We start from the raw sequence: 22040 nt of genomic DNA, 5'->3' as shown, positions 1-22040 counted from the left end.
TGGAACTCGTATTCCTGTTTGGGTATTGGTAAATGCCCGTAATCTAGGCATTAGCGAGTCTCAACTACTCTATGACTATCCTACATTAACAGCAATTGATTTAGCGAATGCTTGGATCTATGCCCAAGTTAATCCTGAGGAAGTTGCCACTGCAATCCAAGAAAATGAGGCAGATTAATGATGGTTCGTTTATATGCTGATGAGCAGTTTCCTAGACAAGTAGTAGAATTACTTCGTTCTTTAGAACATGATGTTTTAACAGTCCAAGAAGCTGGTAATCAGGGTTTATCCGATGAAGCAGTATTAGCTTTTGCTGTGAACCAAAATCGCGCAGTATTAACTTTAAATCGCCGTGATTTCTTTCGTTTACATCGTTTAAATCAGGAACATTGCGGAATTATTGCTTGCGTAGATGATGGCGATCGCCAGAGAATGGTAATGAATATTGATCAGGCGATAAATGGATTAGAAACTCTCGCAGGTAAACTTATTCGAGTTTATCGAGTACAACCTCCTAATTTATCACAATAATTGTGGCAAAGCGTTGATCAAACACCTGAAAAATTTATCGAAAGCCACCAAAAGTGAAACCCAACACCAATTCTCCCTGTTGGGTTTCGCGAAAGCTTTACCCAACCTACAAGATTATGCGATCGCACTGGTAAGTAGGGTTTGTTGAAACATTGCCTTGTTGTTTCTTCATTTTGGGAATGTATTGTAGTATTGTAGGTTGGGTTGAGGCAACGAAACCCAACAAATTCAGGTAAAATAAGAGATGATGTTGGGTTCCGCTCTGCTATCAAATCGATAGGTTTTCTCAAAAATATTTATTCGCTCAACCCAACCTAGGGGCGATCGCACTGAATTTGCAATTGCTTAGCGTTGCACTTTGTTTGCTGAGGGATAGGTAGGTGCGCTCTTACCATTAAGAATTAAATTCGCCACGGGTCGCACCTGAAGTTGTGGAAATGGTTAAGGGATTGCAGGAGTCGCTTAAGGTTAACTCTTTGTCTAAAGGTAAATTTTCAGTATGATTACTCATAACAATTTACAATTCATAAAGTCAGATCAGGTTTTGGTTTCAAGGAAAGCATCTGTTGCTAGGTAAGTCTTCAGCTATCAGCGTGTCGCGTATCAGCTATCAGCGTGTCGCGTATCAGCTATCAGCGTGTCGCGTATCAGCTATCAGCTTTTGAATACAATAAGCTGACGGCTGACGGCTGACGGCTGATGGCTGAATGCTTACGTTGCTTGATTTGGAATAAGTGATATAATATATGTACGTAAATCTGTACATAAACTGATGTTTGATTACGAGATTACATCTCAAAATGATGCTAAAAATAACTTATTTAAGTTGTTGGATATAGTTGCACAAAATAATCAGGTATATATCATCAATCGTCGTGATGGGGAGAATGTTGCTTTGATTACAGAATCGGATTTGAGGAGTTTAGTAGAGACGGTTTATCTGTTAAGAACCCCTAGCAATGCAATTCGCCTGCTGGATGCAATTGAGGAGTCTAAGACTGGAAAAATAAAACCTCAAACCATTGAAGAACTTTACTCTGAGTTGGGAATTGAGCAAGAAGAAGAAGAAAAAGGCTGAATTGGATCAAGTAAAGCCAGTTGTGGTTAATCGCAGTCCTGGTTTTAGTTCTAGGTTTAAGGAAGATTTGGCTTGGTGGTTCAAGCATGATTTTAAAGTGGCGTCGAAAATTTTGGATTTGGTTACTGCTGTAATGGACAATCAATCCATTTGAGGGCATTGGTAAACCAGAACCATTAAAGTATATGGATGCAGATATTTGGTCACGCCGCATTGATTTGGAACATCGGCTGGTTTATCGGGTGGGAAGTAGTCAGATTGATTTTCTGGCTTGTCGGTATCATTATGAGTGATGTTTTGTTATATTTTATTGTCAATTAATCCACTACTAAGCCACTCCGTAGCCTGTGTAAGGACGTTTATAACTGGGATGTAAACCGAGAAGAATGTCCTCTTTTGGTATACCCATGTCCACCAAATATTGCGCCAAATCAGCTTCTGTCATATTTCGCTGAATCCAAACTTTACCATCTTTGATATCTAAATGGATGAAACAGTTGTAAACTCGTTTGAGTCCATCCCAGCCGATATCTAGAAGTTGATAATGGTCATGTTCTGTGTCAAAAATAAGTTGACACTCAATCTCTGAATTTGGATTATTCGCTTCTAAGGTGGCATGATTAGTTAATAGCTGGCGGATGAATAATCGGTACTTTTCTAGTTTTTCCATTGGATGATTACCTCTTCAACAGGATTATATATACCAATCCTAAATGAATTGTGATAATTTTTGTTCCCTTTTCCCTACTCCCTACTCCCTGTTCCCTGTTCCCTGTTCCCTGTTCCCTGTTCCCTTTGGTATAGCACTACCCATTAAATTTAGGACATTGATACATGCTCAAAAGCTGTTGTAGTCAACTTTTGCCTCTTGCCTCTTGCCTGGCGCGTAGCGCTATATATGAGTAATTTTCATTTATCCTTCAATAGTGAGCGGGATGCTTACGCTAGCAAAGGGAAACCATAGTGATGAGTAGGGTGCTTCAGGCACTTGTTTGGTCAATATAAGGAACATTTTGCTATTTTGCGGGCGTTAGTACCGTTATCGATTCGATTGCTTTGGTGCGTTACGCTGTCGAAGGGCGCACCAAAGCAAGATCAGCGATTAGCCCAAAGGGCTACGCTTCGCGATCGCACTAAGCTGAACGCCTACCACCATACTATGAGGTATGTCTAGAGTGTGTCATGGGATTGTTTGCTTGAGGTAAGAGACATTTGGCTCTTTTGCGCCGTAACGCACCAATAATCTTGTGATTTTCTCTTTTATCTCAGTGTCTGCATTCTTCGGCAGCCTTTCTATTGGTTTTCGGTAATCGTTATCAATTACTTCGGGATCGGCATCTCGATCGAGAAGCGTTTTAATTATCGGAATATTCAGCTTACTTACCGCGATCCCTAATGCATTCATTCCACTAAATCCGCCAGCTTCATTGATTGTGTCTTTTGCTCCGTGATTAAGGAGCAGTTGAACCATTTCTATATTTTCTTCCTCTACACTCCATCTCAGAGGAGAATTGCCTTCATTATCCTTGACATTAGGATTAGCTCCCGCTTTCAATAGTAAGCTTACTATATCTTTGTGGCCGCCCCACATAGCCATGAGTAATGGATGAGAATCCCGGTCTAGATTCCAAGCATTGACATCAGCTCCGGCTTTTATCAAAAGTTTTACAATTTCTATTTTTCCTCCATAATCCACTTCATCTATCGCTTCTTGTAAGGGAGTCCAGAAAGGGGGATTAGGCATGTAAAAATTAACGTCGAGGCCTTGTTCAATCATTTTCGCAAGATTACTATCATCATGGTCTCGAATTATATCAAAAATATCTTGATTGTTCATTTTAATTAACCAAAATAACATTATGATAAACTACTGTAAACTCAATACTTGAGATTAATAGTAACGTTCAAGGCTTGAGCTAAAAATATTCTCTATATATAATCTCCATAATTGTCTAATAGCTCTTGGCAGTTTTCCAGTGCATTCTTCATTTGATTGATAGCATCTTCATGTCTTTGATCCGGTTTTCCACCAAAGCATTCATCTTGTATTTGTTGTCTTTTATCAATACATTCTTGTATAATTATAATTCTGTTAATAACATGGTTTTTCGTCATTCCTTTGACTGATATTCCTTTGAGTTTTTTCCCTGCTTTTAGCTTATCCAAAGCTGGCTTACACTTAGGCAGTGGTATAGAACCACAAATTGCATCTTTTTCCTCTTGGAGTCTCTCAAGGACTTCATCTTCACAAGTCTGATTTGAATGTTTTCTATCTCTTTCCGCTTTTTTTTTGCCATCTTCTCTTTTACTTCTTCGAATTGTATAATCATAATCCCAATCTTTTCCCCCATCAATAACTGTGATAGAGCTGAATATAGGATGTTTATTCTTTGTAATCTTGGCAGCTTTCATTGCATTAGCTTTAGTTATTTTATTGTTCTTTAAATATTTATTCTCTTCAACATGTAAGTCTCTAAGTCCGGCTTCAACTACTTTTTCTTTACTTTGCTCATTCTTACTCCCCTTACCCTTCTTCCCATTAAACAACCCCCTAGCCTTCAACAACACCTTATCAATCGCCTGATCAATCCGCTGGCGAATCTTACCAATAATATTCTCAACCTTCTTCGCCAAACCACCAATACCCAACAAGGAAGCCAAGAACCCTATTACCACTGGTACAGCTTTCGCTAAAGCATTCTCTACCAACTTGGCTGCACCACCAACTGCACCAGATGCGATCGCACTCACGGCATCTACCACAGCATTTACCAATTCCAGCACCTGACTACCGCGATTGATAAAGAACATTATTATATCATAAATTGCCATGGCGGCTTTGACAAAGGCTGATGCTGGATTTAACAAGCTCAGAACCCACTTCACCCCGGCGGTGATCACCTGGGTAACTACCATGCTTTTGATTTCTTCGATGACTGTTTGTTTCAGGTCGTTGAACTGTTCCTTAACATGTTCCCACAGTCCCATGGGTCCGCGATCGCGTAATACCTGGAATATTTCCACGCTTTTCTCCATCCCAGCTACTACTGGTTCCCCAAATAGTTTGACTGCTTTACCACGAATGTAAGTAAATGTCAAGCCCAAGACTTGGGTTACTAAGCTGAATATTCCCGGTAAGCTAAAGATGTCATCGGGTAGTTGAATACCCATCGGTCCCAGGGTTCCAGTTAACCAGCCAATTAAACCGGCTTGTAGATGTTGCCCAATGTTACCGACAAAATTCTCAAAGCCTTGTTTGATACCACTAATTAAGTTACCTAGGAAGCCGATGGGGTCTTTAATAATGGTACCAATCACACTAGCCGCTTTACTCAAGACACTCAGCAACATGTCTTTGAGTTTCTTAATAGTATCGATGACTCCAGTTATGGCATCAAATGCCTTGGCGAACCAGGGTTGATTGGATGCCTTCATCTCCTCAATACGGGCATCCAATTCTTCGAGGTTTTTAGTGTAGGCTTGTGACAGGGTATCTATGAGCTGACCGTGTTTATCATCAACACTTTGCTCTAGCCCATCAAACTGACTCTGAATATTATTAGCAGCTTCTTGTCCAACCTGCTGCAAAGAAGCAGGTAATCCGTCTACATATTCCTGAGTTTCTCGCCTACCTTCTGCAATCTTCTCCTTGGCTAGGTTAAGCTGCTCAGTCACATAGTTAGCAATATCAGTAAGGGTTACATCCATCTCACTGAGATATTCATTCCGCCCTTCTTTAAAAAAGGCAGTAACTTCTGGGGGAACTCCCAAAAGCTTGTCCTTAAACCACCTGCCTGCGCCCCAAATACCATCGTAACGGCTTTTATAGTCCTCCATGTATGGAGCAACGTAATTTTCATAAGCCTTTTTAGCCCGCTCGGTTCCAGCATTAAAGCGACTCATGACCTCGCCTTGAATGCCATTCAGGATGTTCTCAACTGACGTTTTTGTGTTTTGGTAGATACCATTGATGTGGCTAGCAACATCAATTCGCTTTTGCTCATCCTTACCCTTAGCTTCAACTTGCTGATTGGTAACCTGAGCTAATAATTCAGCGCGGGAGCCATGCATTCCTTGCAGTTGTTGCCCAGCTGTGGTTGCAGCTTCCCCTTGGGCTTGGGTTAACTGGTTTTGCTCGAACTGACGATAGGCTTGGGGTGCTTGGCTGGCATTAGTTTGAGCCTCTTGTTTTGCTGCTAAAGCCGTTTGGAATTGGGGTTGATTGGAATTGGCTAACTGTTCCGTGGTAACATCAGCGTCAGCCATCTGTTGGTCAAGTTTTTGGCTACTTTCTTGTAGCGGTGCCTCCACTTCACCTTGTCCCTTGGCTTTAGGAATAGCTTTTTGAGCACCAATATTTTTGGTTACTGCTCCCGCTTCATTGGCAGGTAGGGGAGTTACTGATTTCGGTTCGATACTGCTGGTATCCGGTGCTTGTTTCGCCTTCTGTTCTAAGGGTGCTTGAGATGCAGTTTGCTCTTGCTTAACGGTATTTTGCATCTGGCTCTTGACAGAAGCCAGTTTGTTACTATCCTTAAACTCATCCGCTTGTTCAAGAGTTTCCGGAGCTGTTGACTGGATGCGCTCCATTAATTTAGCCTTGAAAGCAGCAGCATTAAAACCAGGAGTGGGAGCTTGTGCCATCTCACCCACTTGATTGGCCTGGGCTTTGCTTTCTATTTCCTTGGCAGGACTTACCGCTGCAGCTTGGGCTTGTTTAGCTTTTGTACTAGCTGGGGCGTGTTGTTTTTGCTTATTGGCAACTCCCTTAGCTTTAGCAACCACTGCTTTAAAATCTGGATCTGACTCTGGGGAAGCAGCAGTAGTTTCTTGGGGTGTTGCTTCAGCAGCTGTTGCCGTGGTTTCTTGATTTACCTCAGCTTTCATCCCTTGATTAGCTGCTTCTGGAGCCATTGCCTCCTGGTTTTTCCCTGGAGTTCCTCCAGAACTAACCGATGTGGCATTTGTTTCCGGCTTTGGGGCTGTTTCAGCCTTAGGAGCAGCAGTCTCTTGAGGTGCAACTACCTCTGTGTTAACTGTATTTTCCCCCTCGACTTCTGGTTTTATATCAGTATCCTTGACAAGAGTCTGAGATTCTTGATTGACCCCATTCCCCGGACTCTCCTTGATCGGAACAGCAAACCCAGCCTTCTTTTCTATTTTATTTGTCTTCTTGGCCTGTTGATCAATTACCTTGGCCTGAATTCCCCCAGTTTGCTGTATCGTATGGGTCAACTCATGGGCCGTCAAACTATTCTTACCAGGAGACTTCCCCGCACCATAGAAAATATCCCTACCATGGGTAAAGGCTTGGGCTCCCAACTCCTTATTCATCTGTACCGCACTAGAGTCAGTATGCACCCGCACCCCACTAAAGTCAGCCCCAAATCTGGGTTCCATGAAAGCACGGGTAGATGCTGGCAGAGGTTGACCCGTACCCCGTCGGGATTGGATTTTGGTTTCTAAATTAGGGGATACTTGTGGGGTTTGACTGGGATTTGCTTTAGTTTGTATTTCCTCTTCGTCCGATTGTAACTGTAGGGCTATGGGCTTAGTTTGTATTTCTTCTTCGTCGGATTGTAACTGTAGGGCTATCGGCTTAGTTTGTATTTCCTCTTCCTCCATTTGATTTTGCACTGAGGGTGCTGACATCCGCATTACTTGGGCTGCAACTGTGTCCGCTTCCTTCTCGTACACATCATTTGGTTCCCCCACTTGCATTTTTGTCTGGATGAGACGATTGACGGCTTGGTTACCGATGATGCTTTGCAGTTTCAGGAGGGGGTGAACCGGACTATGGGTAGCCAAGGGGGTTGGCTTGGCTTGAACGGTTTTCCCCGTTGGGGTTGTTTGGTTGTTTTTGGTTTGGCTTGCCCGTTGATATCCCATAATCTCACTGCCTGTGTACCGAGAATGACCGAGTATTGCTAGGGTTCCACTACTAAGTTTGTTGTAATTGCTGGGAAATACTTACCTTAATAGTATCTAAAACTTACAAATCTTCAGCTTGATGATGAACTGTCGCAGAAATATTAAAACCAGCACCTGTTGGATTTGTAAACCATGCCGAAGCTGAAAATCCTAGGTGGTTAGTATTTACTGTGGTTAATTTTACAACAACGTAACCATCAGAACTGTAGTACTGGGAAATGCTGACACCATTGGCGTAATCTTTTGCTTGAGCCGATACTATAGTATTCTCTTGGTAAGTATATCCGACTACATCTGAATTAATAGCAGCAGCAACTCCATAGTTATAGCCTTCCACTAAAATCCTATACATAATATTGGATTTCTTGGGAATATTAGTTTTGATATGTATGGGGTTAGATGTTCTTAGTCTAGTACTCCATGTCACAAAGTCTCTTCTCACTTGGCCATTTTGAGAAGATAATTTTCCGGTAGCTTGAATATCTCCAGACACTTCTAGTTGGGCGTTAGGATTTGTGGTGCCAATACCAACTTTGCCACCTGTTGAATCACCCCTTAAGGTCATGACAACATTATCATTTGCATTTATTCCTCTTCCTGTTTCAGTATCTGTATTTTGTAGTCTAAACCATATCGAATTACTAGCTTCATCATTGATATAGTGGAATGTCATCAGAGTGTCATGTACGCTAATTTTTGCAGCTTGATTTGCACTACCTAGCCTGCTAATTATCAAAGGGTATTTTCCATCACTAGTATCAAAATTTGCTGAACCACCGTCTACAGTCAAGGACCCCGTGGTATGCAAAGCATCATCTATCCTCAGTGCCCCAGATGAATGCCCTGAGCGCAGCACTCCGGTAATTTTCACTTCATCATTATCAGCGTCTCCCAAGGACACATTTCCGGCAATATGCTCCGTATCACGGGCAATCACATCCCCCTGTACTTCCAAATTCCCCGATACCTGTAGATTACCCCCTACTGACAAGTTTTTAGTGGCAAAATCTTGGTTAACAGCACCGTTAAGAGCCGCTTTGGTATCTAAGGTATTATTAACTTTGGTAATTTCATTATCCACATAGGTTTTAACGGCTTGTTCGGTAGGAACAGCTAAATTGCTGTTATCTGCTAGGTTTCCATCACTAGAAAATGCGTTTATCGATAATGTTCCTAGTTGGAAATTACCACCAACAGTCAGGTTTTCATCAATAGTGAGAGAGCCATTCAGGTTTAAGTTTTTGGCGGAAATATCACCAATTACGTCCAACTCCTGTGAGGGAGTATCTGTACCAATGCCAATTTTACCATCGACTGTAAGTGTTGGCTCTGGCCAACTACTCATTTGTTTTTACCTCCGTTGATAAAAAAATTGTTAATTGCTCAAAATACTTACGGCATCTTTATCAAGATTTTGAGCCTCGTTTTATTCTGGTGTTTGGGCTTGGGCAAAGCAAGTCTTATAAGACTTGCTTTGCCCCACTAATACGTAACCAATAATCTCTGAATTTTGCCGGTTATTTATCCAGAGCATCCAGCCTTTTTTTCTATAATTAAAATTTGGAGGTTTAGGTGGCTAGACGTTGTTATAATTGTTGTCTCAGTTTTCTCCTTGTTATGGTATTACTCAAAATGAGCTAATAGTAAGTGGAAAACTTTTGCTATGGCAGGTTACCTGTAGCTGCAACTTGTATCAAGTTAAACCATTTATCATCTGATCTCCACAGACCATAGCAGTCTCGATTTCCTGCGCCGACCCCTTTATGTCTCATCCAGTGACCTTCATTTCTGGCTAATAATTTATCTGAAGCTTGAACCCGAATTGTAGAGAACCACTTGTGATCATGACGCCATACCTCAAACAGATCGTGGTTAGAGCTATCAACTCTATGAAATCTCATCCAGTAATCTTCATTTCTGGCTAATAATTTATCTGAAGCTTGAACCCGAATCGTAGAGAACCACTTGTCATCATTACGCCATAACTCAAACAGATCGTGGTTAGAGCTATCAACTCTATGAAATCTGAGCCAGTGACCTTCATTTCTGGCTAATAATTTATCTGAAGCTTGAACCCGAATCGTAGGGAACCACTTGTCATCATTACGCCATAACTCAAACAGATCGTGGTTAGAGCTATCAACTCTATGAAATCTGAGCCAGTGATTTTCATCTCTTGCTTGAAGCATAGCCGCTTTTTGAGCAATAATCGACCCGGTTTCAATTTCATTTTTTAAAGAAGAAATACTTGATATAATTTGACTCTCAAGAGCTTTTTTTGTCGCTGTTAGTTCATCCTTCGTTTTCTTGAGTTCTTTTTTTAACTGCTGTATTTGCTCGTCTACATAAGTTTTCACCGCCCTTTGGGTAGGTACTGCTAACTGGCTATTACTACTGAAAGTGCCGTCACTATAAAACTGATTGACTGCTACACCTTCTTGCAACTTAAGCTCGCCATTAACTTCTAACTTCGCCTGCGGATTCATGGTGCCGATACTCAAATTACCATCCACTCTGAGGGAACCAGTGGTATGCAAAGCATCATCTATCCTAAGCGCCCCAGATGAATGCCCTGAGCGAATTACACCGGTAATTTTCACTTCATCATTATCAGCATCCCCCAAGGAGACATTTCCAGCAATATGCTCGGTATCACGGGCAATTACGTTTCCTTGTACTTCCAAATTCCCCGATACCTGTAGATTACCCCCTACAGACAAGTTATTAGTGGCAAAATCTTGGCTAGCAGTACCATTAAGAGCCGCTTTGGTATCGAGGGCATTATTAACCTTGTTAATTTGATTATCCACATAGGTTTTAACCGCTTGCTCGGTAGGAACAGCTAAATTACTGTTATCTGCCAAGTTACCATCACTGGAAAATGCGTTGATCGATAGTGTACCTAGTTGGAAATTGCCACCGACACTAAGGTTGTCATCAATAGTGAGGGAGCCATTGATGGTTGAGTTTCCGGTAGTGGTGACTAAGCCGGTTAAACTGGAACCATCCCCAACAAATTGGGCGGCAGTAGCACTACCACTCAGGGTTAAGTTTGTGGCAGAAATATTGCCAGTAGCGGAAATATCACCAATTACGTCTAACTCCTGTGAGGGAGTTTCTGTACCGATACCAACTTTGCCATTGACTGTAAGTGTTGGAAGTGTCCAACTAAAAGCCATTTTTATTTACCTCTGTTGAGAACAAATTGTTAATTGTTAATTAGCGGTAGCGTTGCTACAATTGGTGCTTGAGCACCAAAGCTGTAAATCTTGACTAGAGAGGATTTTATAATTGGTTTAGCCTGCGGTCATATTGCTGGAGCTTCTGCTCAAGGTCTTTGACAACTTCAACCAAGTACATGCTGATTTTCCGTATTGGAATACACAGGGATTCTAGTAGTTGTAACTCATGGGGTTTACATCTTACTGTAATTACTTTTAATCAATACATTTTATAGAATGTCAGATCTAACCCCCGCTTTGTAGTACCCTTGAGGGTACCTTTTTTTCTAATTGATTGAGCCTGCGCTCATATTGCTGGAGCTTCTGCTCAAGCTCTTTGACAACTTCAACCAAGTACATGCTGATTTTGCGGTAATTGATTGCCCCAGGGGAGCCGTCTTGATCGTAGTAAACGAGTTGATTTAAACCTAGTTCATGAAATTCTTCAGCAATGTATCCAATTTCCCAGTGTTCTGCATCCCCAGGTCGTGTATAGGTTTTTGGTGCTACTTGCAAAATCTTGGTGAAATCATCTTCTAGAGATGCGATGTTTTCCTTGCTTTTTCGGGAGGAGTTATCTTGATAAAAGAGCTTGCTGGAATTATCCCACTGCATATTACGGCGATCGCCAAAGGGAATATTATTGACTAACAATCTTCCTCTGATGCGGACATCACCATTACGAAAGAACATGATGCCTTTGCTCCAATCCCAACCCCCGGCAGAGTTATCACAAGTTATATGGATAAAATCCCCATTACCATTAGTTCTTGAATGAAAAATAAACTTCTGGTTATTCACATCTTTACCAAGAACTAAGTCACCAACAATATGCTGTGTGCTCTTGGGGGTTTTTGTGCCAATACCAACCTTACCGCCTGTTATGGCCAGAGCGTTACCTTCCTCAAGTCTTAGATCTACATATTTTCCAGGAGAGCCCCATCCCAGGTACAAACCTCGCTGATTGTTTTTTCTTCTGACTTCAAAGTAGCCATAGCGATTATCAGCGGTCGATTGCGCTCTGTGCCAATAGTTGTTGGAAGCAATTGCTGCCTGACCGCCAACATAGACATTACCCCGAACATCTAATTTGGCTCCCGATGCGGGACTAGTTGTACCGATGCCCACATTTCCATTTCCTTTAATGACTAGCGCGGTTTCTACAACGCCATCGTTACCCGTATTAACAAAACCAATGCCTCCATCAGGGTTAGGGTTATTACCATCGGTTTTTTCAATCACTAAAGCATCTTGATTACTCCCAAAGAAATTGTTGTCGTACCTGAGTCGAAAACCATCTCCAGTAGGTGTACCGGATTCATTGGTACTATAAAAAATCTGAGTTCCAGTAGTTGCTAATTTTAAAGCACCTGCCAGTTCTAATTTGGCGCTAGGATTTGATGTGCCAATCCCTACATTCCCATTGTTGTAGTAAATACTGCCACTACTACCCTCAGACCACTTTCCAGGATTAATACCTGTTAAAGCGGAGCCATCCCCCTCAAACCGATTTGCCTGAATAGTTCCAGTGGCATTGAGTTCACTAGTAGCGATCGCATTACTAACAGTTAAATTATTCTCTATCGCTAGAGAACCTGTCACCCGATCGGTCACACTTAATTGAGCAGTAGCGATCGCATCCCTAACACTGAGACTGCCATCCACAGTCAACGACTCAGTGGTATGCAAAGCAGAATTAACTTCCACAGCTCCGGAGGAATGTCCGGAACTTACCACCCCGGCGATGGTAATGACATCACTATCTTCATCCCCCAAGGAGACATTGCCAGCAATATGCTCCGTATCACGGGCAATCACATCCCCCTGTACTTCCAAATTCCCCGATACCTGTAGATTACCCCCTACTGACAAGTTATTAGTGGCAAAATCTTGGCTAGGAGCACCATTGAGATTCGCTTTGGTATCGAGGGCATTATTAACCTGGGTAATTTGATTATCCACATAGGTTTTAACGGCTTGTTCGGTGGGAACAGCTAAATTACTGTTATCTGCCAAGTTACCATCACTGGAAAATGCGTTTATGGATAATGTTCCGAGTTGGAAATTACCACCGACACTAAGGTTGTCATTAATAGTGAGGGAACCAGCGATGGTTGAGTTTCCGGTAGTGGTGACTAAGCCGGTTAAACGAGAACCATCCCCAACAAATTGGGCAGCATTAGCACTACCACTAAGGGTTAGGTTTGTGGCAGAAATATTGCCAGTAGCGGAAATATCACCAATTACGTCTAACTCCTCTGATGGAGTGTCTGTACCAATGCCAACTTCACCGTTGACTGTCAGTGTTGGAAGTGTCCAATTAAAAGCCATTTTTCTTTACCTCATCTGTTCCAAGGTTTCTACCTTTTCCATCAGCACTGAAATCCTATGGTGCTGCTCTTTGACGACTTTGGTTAAAACCGCAATTGCGTTTGATTGGTTGTTCTGTCATAGTTTTTATTAACCATATAGCAATCCTAAATGAATTGTGAGAATTTTGTTCCCTGTTCCCTACTCCCTACTCACTACTCCCTGTTCCCTGTTCCCTGTTCCCTGTTCCCTTTGGTATATAATTAAGCTGTTGGTAATTCTGTGCCATTGTGTTACGGAATTTAAGTCAAGACTAAGACACTGAAACACCTGTTGGTGATTTCAACTCTTGAATTTGGTTTTTTAAGATCTTTATTTCCGATTGCTGAATTTGCATCTTTTGCAACAAACTTGAGAGCCAGTGGTAATTAGAATTAAGACCAACGACAACGTTGATCGGTTTTACACCTTCTTGCTCGGAAGTTTCCCAAGCTCTACCAACAATAAGGGCAAATTGGTTGGCTGCGATTTCGTGAGGTGAGACTGCTATCCCCATACCATCATTGAAACCTGAAGGGATAATATAATCTCCTGATTGCACGCTACCTCGAACTTTAATGGGCACTTGTCCCAAAAATGCTACTTGCTCATAGAGATGTTGCTCTTGCTTTTGGGGAGCATTGCCTAAGACAATAGGCTGATTAGTAATTGCCATAACTTGATCTGCTCCCTGGGTATACTTGGTAACTTTGCCACCAAATACACCCACTAGTTCACCTGGTTCAATTACTTCACTATGATTAAGTCGTGGTAAGTATTCTGCATAATCTCCACTACCGCTTCTCAAACGAATATTATTATTGCCAGTTCCCTCAATGGCACCAACGTCACGGTCACCAGATTTGAAGGTGATAAAATTACAGCCCCCACCAGGGGAAATAGTACCTATCTTGAGAGCTAAAACATCTGCATTTGTACCACTGCTAGTATTTTCAATCACTGCAATATTATTAGCCATCGAAGCAGCACCATTTTTAGTACCCCTAACATGCAAAGTAGTAACTGGATTAGACAGTCCAATTCCAACCCTACCTGGCGATTTATTTTGAATTAGTAAGTTACCCCCGCTAGCTTGTAGATGTAGGTTAGAAACAACTCCATTATTTCTAGCCATAATTTCATTATCATCTATGGCAAGATTTACACGATTAGTGTTGCCGACAACTAAATAGCCACCGCCATTGGGTTCTGCATCAGTACCACCGATAATGTGCAATCTGGCTTGGGGATCTGTGGTGATAATACCTACATTACGATTTTCAGCAATAGTTAAAGAATGTAGACCATTACTGGCTCTCAAGGACAAATCTCCATTATCGATCAGACGAATTCTCGATGTGTTGCCAGCATCTCGGATATCTGCTCCGCGCAACCGTAAATCTCCACCGAGATCTAACGAACCTGTAGTCGTTAAGTTGCCATTTACCGTTAAATTATTCTCTATCGCTAGGGAACCTGTGACCCGATCGGTCACACTTAATTGAGCAGTAGCGATCGCATTACTAACACTGAGACTGCCATCCACAGTCAGGTTATTAGCAGTAAAATCTTGGTCAGCAGCACCGTTGAGAGCAGCTTTAGTATCGAGGGCATTATTAACCTGGGTAATTTGATTATCTACATAAGTTTTAACCGCTTGTTCGGTAGGGATAGCTAAATCACTGTTATCTGTAAGGTTTCCATCACTGGAAAATTCATTAATGGCTAACCCCGTTCCGAGCTGGAGACTATTCTCAATGGTGAGGGAACCTGTCACCCGATCTGTGACACTTAATTGAGCAGTAGCGATCGCATTACCAACACTGAGACTGCCATCCACAGTCAACGACTCAGTGGTATGCAAAGCAGAATTAACTTCCAAAGCACCGGAGGAATGTCCGGAACTTACCACCCCTGCGATGGTAATGACATCACTATCTTCATCCCCCAAGGAAACATTCCCAGCGACATGCTCGGTATCACGGGCAATCACATCCCCCTGTACTTCCAAATTCCCCGATACCTGTAGATTACCCCCTACTGTCAAATTCTGGGCAGTAAAATCTTGGTCAGCAGCACCATTGAGATTCGCTTTGGTATCGAGGGCATTATTAACCTGGGTAATTTGATTATCTACATAAGTTTTAACGGCTTGCTCGGTAGGAACAGCTAAATTGCTGTTATCTGCTAGGTTTCCATCACTGGAAAATGCGTTGATGGATAATGTTCCGAGTTGGAAATTACCACCGACACTAAGGTTGTCATTAATAGTGAGGGAACCAGCGATGGTTGAGTTTCCGGTAGTGGTGACTAAGCCGGTTAAACTGGAACCTTCCCCAACAAATTGGGCGGCAGTAGCACTACCACTCAGGGTTAAGTTTGTAGCGGAAATATCACCAATTACCTCTAACTCCTGTGAGGGAGTGTCTGTACCAATGCCAACTCTACCACTAACTGTAAGTTCTGGATCTGGCCAACTACTCATTTTTCTTTACCTCCGTTGCCAAAATGTAACTGTGAATGATGTTTGATTTGTGCTTACAAATTTGGGTGAGTAAAATCTCTGATGATTTCAGTAGAAATTTTTTATTCGTTGGTTTTTGGGTTGCTCATTGATGCCCTATAGGTTTCGCCTTTTACTTTTCATCAATTGGCTGCTTGCCAGTCATGATTCAGGTGGCATAAATTCCAATGAAATCGAGTCACTTTTAACGCCTTCGGCTACCGCACTCACGGTCACTGATACAGTTTCAACAGAAGAGGTAAGTTCTACTGTGGCTTGTCCCTCTTTAGCGGTTACTCTTCTTGCTGAAAGGGTACCTCCAGTTGTTTTAAGAGCTATATTGAAATCTTTTTTTACGATTTCATCTCGTGAATTTATGACTTCGATTGTGATAATCGCTTTATCTTTACCATCAGCAATTAATTCAGGAATAGCGTCACCATCTGTATCGATAGCAGTTGTGATCAGATGGATTTTAAGAGGATTCGGTTTTCTTTCAACTCCTATGGGTACTCCATTTTCATCAAGTTTAAGTTGCCATCGGTCTAGATTGGGGCTTAAGGCATATTTAGGGGAGTCTTTGATACAAACAAAGCCCCAGGCGGAAAAGTCTTCAGGGTTCTTGTTTGGATAGAGTTCTTCTAAAGTTGGTTCTCGCCATTTTCCACAATCCAAAACTCGACCTGCAAAGCTAACCAGCTTTTTTGTTTTTTTATCAAAAATAATAATCATAGTCAGTCTCCTTAAATAAACCCTTTTGTTAGTAAGCCCTCACTGCCATCCACCTTTTTGAGCGATCGCATAACCTTTAGCGGCTACTTTACCCTCAGGAGTTGCAGTAATGGTTCCATTAGCATCTGCGGAACAATTAACAAGAATGTCCTCGCCAGCTCTGAAGTTGAGATATTTGATGGTTGCAAAAAAGAGGCATTCATCTCTAGTAAAACCCTCGGGAACAGGTATACTTTGACCATGGGTTAATGATGAAGCAGTGGCAATACCTAGCCCAGCTAGTCTACCTGCAATACTTCCAGTTACGTTCAAATCTCCGTTAATATTGACACTGCCACTCACGTCTAATTTCTGAGATGGATTCGTCGTTCCGATACCTACATTGCTATTTCCTCTAATAACAAGGGCAGTTTCTACAACCCCATCGTTACCTGTATTAACAAAAGCAATGCCTCCATCAGGGTTAGGGTTATTACCATCGGTTTTTTCAATCACTAAAGCATCTTGATTAGTCCTAAAGAAATTGTTGTCGTACCTGAGTCGAAAACCATCTCCACTAGGTGTACCGGATTCATTGGTACTATGAAAAATCTGAGTTCCTGTAGTCGCTAATTTTAAAGCACCAGATACTTCTAAAGTGGTAGCACGCAAACCACCCACAGTTAAGTTATTCTCTACGGTGAGGGAACCTGTCACCCGATCGGTCACACTTAATTGAGCAGTAGCGATCGCATCCCTAACACTTAGACTCCCATCCACAGTCAAGGACCCAGTGGTATGCAAAGCATCATCTATCCTAAGCGCCCCTGATGAATGCCCTGAGCGAATTACGCCGGTAATTTTCACTTCATCACTGTCTTGGTCCCCCAAGGAAACATTCCCAGCGACATGCTCGGTATCACGAGCAATCACATCCCCTTGTACTTCCAAATTCCCCGATACCAGTAGATTACCACTTACTGACAAGTTATTAGTGGCAAAATCTTGGCTAGCAGCACCATTGAGATCCGCTCTAGTGCTAATTTGATTATCCACATAGGTTTTTACTGCTTGCTCGGTAGGAACAGCTAAATTGCTGTTATCTGCTAGGTTTCCATCACTGGAAAATGTATTGATGGATAGTGTACCTAGTTGGAAATTGCCACCAACAGTCAGGTTTTCATCAATGGTGAGGGAGCCCTTCAGGGTTAAGTTTCTAGCGGAAATATCACCAATTACTTCCAATTCCTGTGAGGGAGTATCTGTACCAATGCCAACTCTACCATCGACTGTAAGTTCTGGCTGTGGCCAATTAAAAGCCATTTTTATTTACCTCTGTTGATCAAAACTTGTTAATTGTTAATTGATAATTACCTGTAGCGGTACTAATTCCCAATTGCCAGCCATTGAATATGCCATCCTCTGCTATTGGCAAAATCTGGTGTTAGGTCTTCACCACTAGAAAATCGCACATAAACACGGAAACCTTGGTTAGTCCTGTCGTATGCAGAACTTCCGCCTGTTGCTCCCCAATTACTACCGTTTCCATGCATATTAACTAGGTAAATTGGTGTCGATTTAAAACCACAGGCTGAGGTATCTACATCTACATAAATACCTTTAGTCCCACCACGATAAGGTTGCCAATTAGTTGAGCCTTCGGGAGTTTTTCCACAACAGATTCTTAAGGCTGTTCCTGAGGTGTCTTGTGCCGCGCCTAGTAGCTTGCCTATTACGTGTAACTCTGCTTCTGGGTTTGTTGTACCGATACCAACGTTACCACCAGCTTTTATAAAAAATCTTCCATCTGCTACACCTGTTTCCACAAAATTGAGTCCTGGATTTGTGCCTCCTAAATTTTGGTTTATGTGCCACTTAGTTCTTCCACTTGGATCTTCAAAACTGATCAATTCTTCCGATTGACGTGTTGCTCGAATTCCCAAAGTATTTCTAGGATTTGGTGTGCCAATGCCGACTTTGCCACCTAAGGTTAAATTATTCTCTATTTTTATAGAACCACTCACCAGATCGGTCACACTTAATTGAGCAGTAGCGATCGCATCCCTAACACTTATACTCCCATCCACAGTCAACGACCCCGTGGTATGCAAAGCATCATCTATCCTAAGCGCCCCTGAGGAGTGTCCTGAGCGAATTACGCCTGTAATTTTGACTTCATCACTGTCTTGGTCGCCCAAGGAGACATTACCCTCAATATGCTCGGTATCACGGGCAATCACATCCCCCTGTACTTCCAAATTACCCGATACCCGTAGATTACCCCCTACGGTGAGGTTATTAGTGGCAAAATTTTGGTTAGTAGCACCGTTGAGAGCAGCTCTAGTACTAATTTGATTATCCACATAGGTTTTAACTGCCTGCTCGGTAGGAACAGCTAAATTGCTGTTATCTGCTAGGTTTCCATCACTGGAAAATGCGTTGATCGATAGTGTACCTAGTTGGAAATTACCACCGACAGCCAGGTTCTTATCAATGGTGAGGGAGCCATTCAGGTTTAAGTTTGTAGCGGAAATATCACCAATTACCTCTAACTCCTGTGAGGGAGTTTTAGTACCAATACCAACTTTGCCTTTGACTGTAAGATTTGGTTCTGCTTCGGGCCAAGTATATTTAAGTTCATCCATTTTTATTTATATCCTGGGATAAAAAGTTATGAATTAGTTAAGATACTTGTGACATCACTTTCAAGATTTTGATTCCCGTTTTCTTCTAATGTTTGGGATTGAACTAGCATTTCTTCTAAGACTTGAATTGCGCCGCTAATCCGTAATAAAGTTTCTGTAAGGTTTGCCTTTTTTGCCTCTAACTCTGTCAACATTGTTTGACCGGATTCAAATTCAGTTTTTAGGCTTGTCAGACGTTGTTCTAGTTGTTGTTTCATCGTTCTTCTGCTTCTTTACTAACGTTGATAAATTTATGTAATTGTTAATTGTCAATTCCCGGTAGCGGTACTAATTACCAATTGCCAGCCATTGAATATGCCATTTTTGATCATTGTGATTGGCAAAATCTGGTGTTAGGTTTCGATCATAAATAAATCTGAGGTAAATTCTAAAACCTTTAGCTGTGGCGAAGTATGGAGCACTTCCACCTGTAACTATCCAATGACTACTATTGCCATGCAGATTTACTATGTAATATGGTGTAGATTTAAAACCACACGCTGAAGTATCTACATCTACATAAATACCTTGAGGAGTAGAATCATAAGGTTGCCAATTAGTAGAGCCTTCGGGAGTTTTGCCACAACAGATTCTTAGTGAATTTCCCGATGTATCTTGGGCTGCGCCGAGTAGCTTGCCGAGCACATGTAACTCTGCTTCTGGGTTGGTTGTACCGATACCAATTTTATTCTTGACAGTAAGATTCATAGCATCAGGCCAAGTGTATTCACTCATAGTCTTTGCTCCTTTATCACTTGCATATCATTGAACTGTACGGATTTTTTGATGGTGTGTAGGGGGACTATTTCCTAAGAGTTAGTTTCAGTCAACAAACCACTTCATCGCTACTTTGTCATTATCATGACCACGGGGAGTATGTTCCCCTACATTCCAACGAATCTTATCCCGATCGCCTTTAGTACTAACAATAACCATCCACCAGTAAGAATCGTCTTGAAATTTCAATACATCTCCCTCAAAACTTATGCTTACATGAGAATTATTTTGAACATAAACAATTCCAGTTTTTATCGTAATATTTTGTGCATACGTGATGTATTTATGGTCACCACTATCCATTAATACCCTTACTTGAGAGCCATTTTGTACTGCATTAATTAAGTCATCAATATTGCCTGCCGTGCGGTTACCATTGGCATCATGGGCATAGGCTAGTGACCAACGATTTAGATTTGTCAATTTTGAACCATCTCCTACAAATTCTGTCGCTTTAACTGTGCCTTCAATTTCCAATTTTTCCGTAGGATTTTCTATGCCAATCCCAACGTTGTTCTTGACGGTAAGATCGATATGATCAGGCCAAGTGTATTCACTCATAGTCTTTGCTACTACCTAGCTTGTTTATCAATTTAAATGTACAGAATTAAGTCAATAGACTATTTCCTAAGCAACATATAGTTAGCTGTGCCAGGGTTAATTGTATTTGTTGATAAGTCCTGACTGTAACAACGAATTCTCCAGCCGTTTGTCTCTGGCTCGGCAGAAACTTCTATCTCAAAATCGGAGACAAAAGCACCACTTTTTTGTACTGCCAGCTCTCTAGGGGAAACAAAAATTACCCAGTCATCCACAGTTGTTCCCGCTGGTACAGAAATTGTTTGATCATCTTCAGCTATATCCACAATAAACTGTCTGGGGGAAGGTAACTTGGCACCAGCAAGTTTCCGTACAGAATTATCCACTGTACTAACATTACCGTTATTGTCTAGTCTCACCTGTGCCAACCGCACTACAGTACCATCGGTAGGGACATTACCAGTTCTTAAATCTACATTGCCATCTTGGAGATTGTCTTGCCTAGTGGTACCACCGTAGATAACAAATTTGGGACGTTCAGCGGTGCGAGTGTATTTAGTCACGCCACCTACTTCTACTTGGTAAGGGTTTTCTGGAATTTCCCGATAGATGATGGTAATTTCAATAGTTGTATTGAGTTCTAATCCATCTAAGTTAATGGTGTCTGGTAGAGGAGAATCCGATAAGATAATAATGTCTCGACCTTCGTTATCGATTGCCATTCCTCTAGTAACAGCAATTTGTTTTTCCGCTTCTCTGCTGACTTCTAGCCCTTCCACCACACCCCATTCATGGAGGGAACGATTGTGGCGCTTGCGCATATCACGATGGTAAGCTTGTTCCTCATTAAAGTCTGCTTCGATGAGAAACTGAGAGGTGAAGTAATTGGGACGTTGAATATCTGTCATAATTGCTACTCTCCTAAGTTGACTCTAAATTTTCGGGAATATTGCCTAAAATAGTATCAATACCAATCTGGGAACCTTTAATTCCAGACGTAGGATCTGCAAGCTGGATGGTGTCAGGAAAAATAATTTCTAGTTGGTAGTCGGTATGGGCAGGTTTTTCCTGTTCGATAATAGCTGTGGCAATTTCTACTTGTCGGCTGAGTTGCTCTGGGTTTAATCCTTTATTGAGAGCAATTTTTACTCTAAAAAAGTGAGGTAATTCACCACCAATATAACTACCTTTTCCAAGGACTGACTGCGGAGGAAGTTGTTGAGGATTTTGGTTTAGTAGTTGGGAGTCACCAATTTGAAACTCTGCGTCGATAGTTTCGGGAATAGTAGTTTCGGTAATGGTGGGAGTTCCCTCGATAAATAGGTCTAGCAGTGCTTGTAAATTGGCTTTGGTTCCTCGAAAGCGATACCGTTCTACAATATTAGCAATGAAATCCCGTTGTTGTTGGAGAGATAGATCGGCTCTGAGACTCAAAGCTACCCAACTCGCTAACCAGGGTAGAAATTCTTTCGGTGTTTGTTGGGGATCGAAGTATGTATGGATATCGGCAATTTTTTGTTCTAAACCTTTGTCAGAACCTTTGTCGGAAGAGTTGACACCATCTTTTTCAGGACCCAGGAGAATCTTTTCAAAGGCAAGTAAAAATTGCCCGAGGAAAGGTTTGCTTTGATAAATCTCCGGTAAGTATTGTAACAGGTTACTGGGGGCGCTGGTTCTATTTGTCATCAGTTTTTGAGATGCAATGCATTGTTAAT

At 41.8% G+C, this 22040-nt stretch carries 23 protein-coding genes; 8 read left to right on the top strand and 15 right to left on the bottom strand.

Features of this window, described 5'->3' with window-relative positions; translation table 11 throughout:
- The first annotated feature begins 10 nt into the window (after positions 1–10).
- The 6 genes from F6K49_RS17100 (at position 11) to F6K49_RS17075 (ending at position 1902) form a co-directional block, all read left to right on the top strand.
- Positions 11–178: a DUF433 domain-containing protein gene (locus F6K49_RS17100; protein ID WP_366514195.1), complete on the top strand. Its 168-nt coding sequence runs from the start codon at positions 11–13 to the stop codon at positions 176–178.
- A 2-nt stretch (positions 179–180) separates the two neighbouring features.
- Positions 181–531 (top strand): DUF5615 family PIN-like protein, encoded by a 351-nt coding sequence (locus F6K49_RS17095; protein WP_293024498.1) that lies wholly within the window; start codon positions 181–183, stop codon positions 529–531.
- A 13-nt stretch (positions 532–544) separates the two neighbouring features.
- Positions 545–679 carry a hypothetical protein gene (locus F6K49_RS17090; RefSeq protein ID WP_293063892.1) on the top strand — a complete coding sequence of 45 codons (135 nt, stop codon included), beginning with the start codon at positions 545–547 and terminating at the stop codon, positions 677–679.
- Between the two features lie 624 nt (positions 680–1303).
- Positions 1304–1609, top strand: a complete 306-nt coding sequence (locus tag F6K49_RS17085) for a type II toxin-antitoxin system prevent-host-death family antitoxin (RefSeq protein WP_293024464.1) — start codon at positions 1304–1306, stop codon at positions 1607–1609.
- Positions 1554–1763, top strand: coding sequence for a hypothetical protein (locus F6K49_RS17080; protein ID WP_293098520.1), 210 nt, complete (start codon positions 1554–1556; stop codon positions 1761–1763). Before F6K49_RS17085 ends, F6K49_RS17080 begins: the two co-directional genes overlap by 56 nt.
- A 31-nt stretch (positions 1764–1794) precedes the next feature.
- Positions 1795–1902: a type II toxin-antitoxin system YoeB family toxin gene (locus F6K49_RS17075; protein ID WP_293024466.1), complete on the top strand. Its 108-nt coding sequence runs from the start codon at positions 1795–1797 to the stop codon at positions 1900–1902.
- 35 nt (positions 1903–1937) lie between these two features.
- Here F6K49_RS17075 and F6K49_RS17070 read toward each other — a convergent pair whose 3' ends face one another.
- Positions 1938–2279, bottom strand: a complete 342-nt coding sequence (locus F6K49_RS17070; protein ID WP_293024468.1) for a XisI protein — start codon at positions 2277–2279, stop codon at positions 1938–1940.
- A gap of 43 nt (positions 2280–2322) precedes the next feature.
- On the opposite strand from F6K49_RS17070, the gene F6K49_RS17065 reads away from it, so the two are divergent.
- Positions 2323–2463 (top strand): hypothetical protein, encoded by a 141-nt coding sequence (locus tag F6K49_RS17065; RefSeq protein ID WP_293024470.1) that lies wholly within the window; start codon positions 2323–2325, stop codon positions 2461–2463.
- A gap of 326 nt (positions 2464–2789) precedes the next feature.
- Here the strand turns inward: F6K49_RS17065 and F6K49_RS17060 are convergent, their stop codons facing one another.
- The 5 genes from F6K49_RS17060 to F6K49_RS17040 form a co-directional block, all read right to left on the bottom strand.
- On the bottom strand, positions 2790–3446 hold the full coding sequence (locus tag F6K49_RS17060) for an ankyrin repeat domain-containing protein (protein WP_293024472.1): 657 nt from the start codon (positions 3444–3446) through the stop codon (positions 2790–2792).
- Positions 3447–3538: 92 nt separating this feature from the next.
- Complete coding sequence (locus tag F6K49_RS17055) at positions 3539–7498, bottom strand: DUF4157 domain-containing protein (protein ID WP_293098513.1); 3960 nt, start codon at positions 7496–7498, stop codon at positions 3539–3541.
- A 103-nt stretch (positions 7499–7601) separates the two neighbouring features.
- Positions 7602–8885 (bottom strand): hypothetical protein, encoded by a 1284-nt coding sequence (locus tag F6K49_RS17050; protein WP_293098510.1) that lies wholly within the window; start codon positions 8883–8885, stop codon positions 7602–7604.
- Positions 8886–9201: 316 nt separating this feature from the next.
- Positions 9202–10719: a hypothetical protein gene (locus F6K49_RS17045; RefSeq protein WP_293098506.1), complete on the bottom strand. Its 1518-nt coding sequence runs from the start codon at positions 10717–10719 to the stop codon at positions 9202–9204.
- Between the two features lie 288 nt (positions 10720–11007).
- Positions 11008–13092: a tail fiber domain-containing protein gene (locus F6K49_RS17040; protein WP_293098502.1), complete on the bottom strand. Its 2085-nt coding sequence runs from the start codon at positions 13090–13092 to the stop codon at positions 11008–11010.
- A 157-nt stretch (positions 13093–13249) separates the two neighbouring features.
- On the opposite strand from F6K49_RS17040, the gene F6K49_RS17035 reads away from it, so the two are divergent.
- Positions 13250–13396: a hypothetical protein gene (locus tag F6K49_RS17035; RefSeq protein WP_293098499.1), complete on the top strand. Its 147-nt coding sequence runs from the start codon at positions 13250–13252 to the stop codon at positions 13394–13396.
- Here the strand turns inward: F6K49_RS17035 and F6K49_RS17030 are convergent.
- The 9 genes from F6K49_RS17030 to F6K49_RS16990 form a co-directional block, all read right to left on the bottom strand.
- On the bottom strand, positions 13385–15595 hold the full coding sequence (locus F6K49_RS17030; RefSeq protein ID WP_293024482.1) for a hypothetical protein: 2211 nt from the start codon (positions 15593–15595) through the stop codon (positions 13385–13387). The genes F6K49_RS17035 and F6K49_RS17030 overlap by 12 nt on opposite strands.
- A gap of 180 nt (positions 15596–15775) precedes the next feature.
- Entirely contained in the window at positions 15776–16345 is a 570-nt protein-coding gene (locus F6K49_RS17025) for an Ig-like domain-containing protein (RefSeq protein ID WP_293024484.1), read from the bottom strand.
- A gap of 39 nt (positions 16346–16384) precedes the next feature.
- Positions 16385–17647, bottom strand: a complete 1263-nt coding sequence (locus F6K49_RS17020; protein WP_293024486.1) for a hypothetical protein — start codon at positions 17645–17647, stop codon at positions 16385–16387.
- Positions 17648–17709: 62 nt separating this feature from the next.
- Positions 17710–18969 carry a hypothetical protein gene (locus F6K49_RS17015; RefSeq protein ID WP_293024488.1) on the bottom strand — a complete coding sequence of 420 codons (1260 nt, stop codon included), beginning with the start codon at positions 18967–18969 and terminating at the stop codon, positions 17710–17712.
- A gap of 26 nt (positions 18970–18995) precedes the next feature.
- On the bottom strand, positions 18996–19226 hold the full coding sequence (locus F6K49_RS17010; RefSeq protein ID WP_293024490.1) for a hypothetical protein: 231 nt from the start codon (positions 19224–19226) through the stop codon (positions 18996–18998).
- A 70-nt stretch (positions 19227–19296) separates the two neighbouring features.
- Positions 19297–19743 (bottom strand): hypothetical protein, encoded by a 447-nt coding sequence (locus tag F6K49_RS17005; RefSeq protein WP_293024492.1) that lies wholly within the window; start codon positions 19741–19743, stop codon positions 19297–19299.
- An 87-nt stretch (positions 19744–19830) separates the two neighbouring features.
- The gene (locus F6K49_RS17000) at positions 19831–20346 is read right to left on the bottom strand and encodes a hypothetical protein (protein WP_293024494.1); all 516 of its coding nucleotides are present in this window, start codon (positions 20344–20346) and stop codon (positions 19831–19833) included.
- Between the two features lie 59 nt (positions 20347–20405).
- Entirely contained in the window at positions 20406–21233 is an 828-nt protein-coding gene (locus tag F6K49_RS16995; protein ID WP_293024496.1) for a hypothetical protein, read from the bottom strand.
- 13 nt (positions 21234–21246) lie between these two features.
- Complete coding sequence (locus F6K49_RS16990) at positions 21247–22011, bottom strand: phage tail protein (protein WP_293098496.1); 765 nt, start codon at positions 22009–22011, stop codon at positions 21247–21249.
- Positions 22012–22040 lie beyond the last annotated feature (29 nt).

The organism is Moorena sp. SIO3I6, from assembly GCF_010672095.1.
This window is presented reverse-complemented; position numbering and strand designations above follow the sequence as displayed.

Excerpts from the sequence above, each read along its gene's own strand:
- F6K49_RS17070 (WP_293024468.1), bottom strand. The coding sequence starts at position 2,279 with ATGGAAAAACTAGAAAAGTACCGATTATTCATCCGCCAGCTATTAACT.
- F6K49_RS17085 (WP_293024464.1), top strand. The coding sequence starts at position 1,304 with ATGTTTGATTACGAGATTACATCTCAAAATGATGCTAAAAATAACTTA.
- F6K49_RS17015 (WP_293024488.1), bottom strand. The coding sequence starts at position 18,969 with ATGGATGAACTTAAATATACTTGGCCCGAAGCAGAACCAAATCTTACA.
- F6K49_RS17045 (WP_293098506.1), bottom strand. The coding sequence starts at position 10,719 with ATGGCTTTTAGTTGGACACTTCCAACACTTACAGTCAATGGCAAAGTT.
- F6K49_RS17040 (WP_293098502.1), bottom strand. The coding sequence starts at position 13,092 with ATGGCTTTTAATTGGACACTTCCAACACTGACAGTCAACGGTGAAGTT.
- F6K49_RS17000 (WP_293024494.1), bottom strand. The coding sequence starts at position 20,346 with ATGAGTGAATACACTTGGCCTGATCATATCGATCTTACCGTCAAGAAC.
- F6K49_RS17005 (WP_293024492.1), bottom strand. The coding sequence starts at position 19,743 with ATGAGTGAATACACTTGGCCTGATGCTATGAATCTTACTGTCAAGAAT.
- F6K49_RS17075 (WP_293024466.1), top strand. The coding sequence starts at position 1,795 with ATGGATGCAGATATTTGGTCACGCCGCATTGATTTGGAACATCGGCTG.
- F6K49_RS17095 (WP_293024498.1), top strand. The coding sequence starts at position 181 with ATGGTTCGTTTATATGCTGATGAGCAGTTTCCTAGACAAGTAGTAGAA.
- F6K49_RS17030 (WP_293024482.1), bottom strand. The coding sequence starts at position 15,595 with ATGAGTAGTTGGCCAGATCCAGAACTTACAGTTAGTGGTAGAGTTGGC.
- F6K49_RS16990 (WP_293098496.1), bottom strand. The coding sequence starts at position 22,011 with ATGACAAATAGAACCAGCGCCCCCAGTAACCTGTTACAATACTTACCG.
- F6K49_RS17060 (WP_293024472.1), bottom strand. The coding sequence starts at position 3,446 with ATGAACAATCAAGATATTTTTGATATAATTCGAGACCATGATGATAGT.
- F6K49_RS17020 (WP_293024486.1), bottom strand. The coding sequence starts at position 17,647 with ATGGCTTTTAATTGGCCACAGCCAGAACTTACAGTCGATGGTAGAGTT.
- F6K49_RS17050 (WP_293098510.1), bottom strand. The coding sequence starts at position 8,885 with ATGAGTAGTTGGCCAGAGCCAACACTTACAGTCGATGGTAAAATTGGC.
- F6K49_RS17010 (WP_293024490.1), bottom strand. The coding sequence starts at position 19,226 with ATGAAACAACAACTAGAACAACGTCTGACAAGCCTAAAAACTGAATTT.
- F6K49_RS17065 (WP_293024470.1), top strand. The coding sequence starts at position 2,323 with ATGAATTGTGATAATTTTTGTTCCCTTTTCCCTACTCCCTACTCCCTG.
- F6K49_RS16995 (WP_293024496.1), bottom strand. The coding sequence starts at position 21,233 with ATGACAGATATTCAACGTCCCAATTACTTCACCTCTCAGTTTCTCATC.
- F6K49_RS17025 (WP_293024484.1), bottom strand. The coding sequence starts at position 16,345 with ATGATTATTATTTTTGATAAAAAAACAAAAAAGCTGGTTAGCTTTGCA.
- F6K49_RS17055 (WP_293098513.1), bottom strand. The coding sequence starts at position 7,498 with ATGGGATATCAACGGGCAAGCCAAACCAAAAACAACCAAACAACCCCA.